Source organism: Bartonella chomelii (assembly GCF_014138465.1).
Lineage (GTDB): Bacteria > Pseudomonadota > Alphaproteobacteria > Rhizobiales > Rhizobiaceae > Bartonella > Bartonella schoenbuchensis.
This window is the reverse complement of record NZ_JACJIR010000024.1, coordinates 1-2257: the sequence shown is the minus strand read 5'-3', so window position 1 is coordinate 2257 and position 2257 is coordinate 1. Positions and strand designations below refer to the sequence as shown.

At 56.1% G+C, this 2257-nt stretch carries 1 protein-coding gene; it reads right to left on the bottom strand.

Translation table 11 applies throughout. The features are described from left to right. Positions 1–2257 (bottom strand): right-handed parallel beta-helix repeat-containing protein (locus tag GGR10_RS06715; RefSeq protein WP_182480442.1); only part of this gene is annotated, 2257 nt, incomplete at both ends.

Genomic DNA, 2257 nt, shown 5'->3' with positions numbered 1-2257 from the left:
TCAACTCAGCACTCTTCACCCCATCCCCCATATAAACCCCATAATCCCCCATAAACTCAATCCTCGAGCTTCCACTAATCACCAGCTTCTTACCCTTCTCCACCTTCACCCCCGTTCCAACCTCTGAAACCGTCACATTCTCCAACCTCATCACCAAATTCTCACCCCCCACGGCATACACCCCGTACCCCTTTCTCCCTCCCGTAATCCTTGTCCCCGTCAACTCAGCTCTCTTCACCCCACTCCCCACCATCACCCCATATCCATCCGTAAACTCAATCCTCGAGCTTCCACCAATCGTCAAATTCTCACCCGCTACCACCACTACCCCCGTTTCAACCTTTGAAATCTTCACCCCCTCCAACGTCATCGTCATGTCTTTCGTCCCCAACACACTCACCCCCATACTCCCACTTCCCTTCCCCTTAATCACCGTCTTCGTCAAACTCACACTCTCCACCCCATCCCCCACATACACCCCCACCCCATACCTACCTCCACTTGCTAAACTAATCGTCGAATTCCCCCTAATCGTCAGGCTCTTCCCATTCTTAACATAAACCCCCATTCCAACCTCTGAAATCCTCACCCCCTCCAACCTCATCCTCCCACTCCCCATCACCCCATACCCACCACTCCCCTTTCCCGTAATCGTCCCATCCTTCATCGTCAAGCTCTTACCCTTCTCCACCCTCACCCCCCTCTCAACCCCCTCAACCGTCACATCCGTCAACGTCATCGTCATGTCTTTCGTCCCCAACACACTCACCCCCGTACTCCCCTTTCCCCCTCCCTTAATCACCGTCTTCGTCAAACTCACACTCTCCACCTTGTCCCCCACCATCACCCCATAATCCCCCATAAAACTAATCGTCGACCCCCCAGTCATCGTCAAATTCCCCCCCGCATTCACCCCCGTTTTAACCTTTGAAATCTCCACCCTCTCCAACCTCACCGTCCCACCCCCCGTCACCCCATAACTCCCAACACCCCCACTTCCCTCAATCCTCACATCCGTCATCGTCAAGCTCTCACCCGCACTCACCCCCATCGCAAATTGTGAAATCTTCACCCTCTCCAACCTCACCGTCCCCACCGCATACACCCCATACCCACCTCTCCCATTTCCCGTAATCGACCCCCCAATCATCGTCAAATTATCCCCCGCACTCACCCCCGTCGTGAACCCCGTAATCGTCACCCCTCCCTCCAACGTCACCGTCCCACCCGTCATACTCACCCCCACCCCACCTCTCCCCAATCCCGTAATCGTCCCCGCCCTAATCGTCAGGCTCTTCCCTCTCTTAACCTCCACCCCCGTTTTAACCTTTGAAATCGTCACATCCGTCAACGTCATCGTCATGTCTTTCGTCCCCACGGCATACACCCCATAACTCCCAACACTCCCACTTCCCGTAATCACCGTCCCCGTCAACTCAGCACTCTTCACCCCACTCCCCACATCCACCCCCTTCTCCGTAAACTCTGTCACCGACCCCCCAGTCATCGTCAAGCTCCCACTCCCCGCACTCACCCCCGTTCCAAACCCCTCAATCTCCACCCTCTCCAACCTCATCGTCCCACCCCCCTTCACCCCATACCCACCTTTCCCATTTCCCGTAATCGACCCCCCAATCATCGTCAAATTATCCCCCGCACTCACCCCCGTCGTGAACCCAGTCATCGTCACATCCGTCAACCTCATCCTCCCACTCCCCACCACCCCCTGACCACTCCCCAATCCCGTAATCGTCCCCCCAATCATCATCAAGCTCCCACTCCCCGCCATCACCCCCATCGCAAATTGTGAAATCTTCACCCTCTCCAACGTCACATTCCCACCCGTCACACTCACCCCCACCCCATCTCTCCCATTCCCCTCAATCGACCCCCCAGTCATCTCAAACGTCCCACCCCCCACATTCACCCCCGTTCCAAACCCCGTAATCCTTGTCCCCTCCAACCTCATCGTCCCATCCCCCATATACACCCCATAACTCCCACTTCCCGAAATCTTCACCGTATTCAACGTCACCGTCCCATCCCCCATATACACCCCATAACCCCCACCTCCCTCAATCGTCCCCCCAGTCATCTCAAACGTCCCCCCCTCCACCTCCACCCCATAACTCCCACCTCTCCCACTTCCCGTAATCTTCACCCCATCCAACGTCACCACACTCCCCCCATCCATCACATACACCCCCTGACCATTTCCCGTAACCGTAATCGTCCCCCCAGTCATCTTAAACTTCCC